This is a genomic window from Hyella patelloides LEGE 07179 (assembly GCF_900659865.1).
Taxonomy (GTDB): Bacteria; Cyanobacteriota; Cyanobacteriia; order Cyanobacteriales; family Xenococcaceae; genus Hyella; species Hyella patelloides.
The window spans coordinates 1-2,029 of record NZ_LR214266.1 but is presented as its reverse complement, the minus strand read 5'-3'; the positions used below and the strand labels follow the sequence as shown (position 1 = coordinate 2,029).

At 39.3% G+C, this 2,029-nt stretch carries 1 protein-coding gene; it reads left to right on the top strand.

Annotated features, from left to right (window positions below; translation table 11 throughout):
- Positions 1–2,029 (top strand): SDR family oxidoreductase (locus H1P_RS32970; RefSeq protein WP_144875662.1); only part of this gene is annotated, 2,029 nt, incomplete at both ends.

Sequence of the window (2,029 nt, the reverse complement as noted above, 5' to 3'; positions counted from 1 at the left end):
TAGCATCAGTACGCCATCCTCAAGAAGAGCTATCGGATGTAGCTTTTTTGCTCAATTCCTTAGGTCACCTATGGTTAGCTGGGATTGAGGTAGATTGGTCTAGATTTTACATTCAAGAGGAACGCGATCGCGTTCCTCTGCCAACCTACCCATTCCAGAGACAAAGATATTGGATAGAAACAACAGAAAAAGAAACTCGAAAGAGCAGTAAACCACAAAAAAGCAGCACTAAAATTGTTGAACTGCTAAACAAAGCAGACACCTCTACCTTGGCTCAAAAACTCGAACAAAGTGCCAACTTTACCGCCCAACAACAAAAATTACTACCAGAGATATTAGAAATTCTAGTCAAACAACATCGGCAAGAATTAAATGTTGCAACTATTGAAGATTGGTTATACCAATTTCAGTGGAAACCCATAAAACACAATCCAACAAAAACCAAAATTCAACCAAGTAAGTGGATATTTTTTGCAGATCGAACAGGAGTAGCAGAAAAAATAGCCCATCAATTACAACTCTTAGGGTGTGAATGCATTTTAGTTTATAGAGGAGATCACTATCAAAAACTAAAAATAGACACTTATCAACTCAATCCCACTGATTCAGTAGAGTTTGAACAACTGATTGTTGAAATCCAATCAAAAAGCGAATTACCATTGCAAAAAGTAATTCATTTGTGGAGTTTAGATACTCCAGCGACGGAAGATTTAACCTTAAGCAGCTTGGAGTCAGCCCAACTTTGGGGATGTGGCACGGTATTACATATAGTACAAGCCCTAATTAAAACCAACAATTTACCCCAACTTTGGCTAGTGACCCGAGCAACCCAATCAGTTTGCTCCAAAACAGAAAAAGTTTCAGTGGCAGCATCACCTTTGTGGGGAATGGGGCGAGTATTATCCCTAGAATATCCACAAATGCGGGGAGTATTGGTAGATTTAGATCCACGAACTCCAGAATCCGAAACAGAAACACTACTGAAACTTATAACAGATAAGGAGCTCGAAGAAGATCATTTAGCTGTAAGAGAAGCACAGACTTATGTAGCTCGTCTAGTTAAGCAATCTCTCCAACCATCCCCATCAGTATCACTCGAGTCCGATGCCATCTACCTAATTACAGGAGGATTAGGAGCCTTAGGATTACATACAGCTAAATGGATGGTAGAGAAAGGAGCACAAAATCTGATATTGATTGGTCGCACTCAACCCTCACAAGAGAAACAAGCTCTCATAAATGATTTACAACAAAAAGGAGCATCCGTAGTTGTAGTTCAGGCAGATGTCTCCAATGCTGAAGATTTTTCAAAAGTCTTTCAACAAATAGACAGCTCAATGCTACCACTCAAAGGAGTTGTTCATGCAGCGGGCGTAGCAGGATTTAAACCAATGCTGCAGATGGAACTGATTCAATTAGAAGAAGTAATGGCACCTAAAGTAAAAGGTGGATGGATACTTCATCAATTGACCAAAGACAAAGAGCTGGACTTTTTTGTGAGTTTCTCATCCTTTTCCGCAGTCTGTGGTGGGGTAGGAGATGCTCACTATGGAGCATCAAACCAATTCTTAGATGCACTAACCCATTACCGTCAAGCAAAGGGATTACCTAGTTTTAGTATTAATTGGGGACCTTGGTCAGGGGGTGGTATGGCCAGTAAACAAAATTTAAACTTAATGATAAAAATAGGTATAGAACCGCTGACTCCCGAGCAAGGAATCACAGCCTTGGAACAGTTGTGGACAAGCGATCACCCCCAAACAATAGTAGCAAATGTGAATTGGGGTTTATTTAAACAACTACAACTGTATGAAATAGGAAGACAAAGATTACTTCTAGAAGAAATTGAAGTTGAATTACTTGAAATTCAATCGTCAACTATAGAACCAAAGATAAAAATCTTAGAAGAAATAGAAGCAGCGTCAGAAAACGAGCTCCAGGACATTTTGCTCGCATACGTTCAATTAGAAATGTCTAAGTTACTAGGACTAAATTCATCCCAATTGCTAGAAGTTGACTTAAGTTTAGT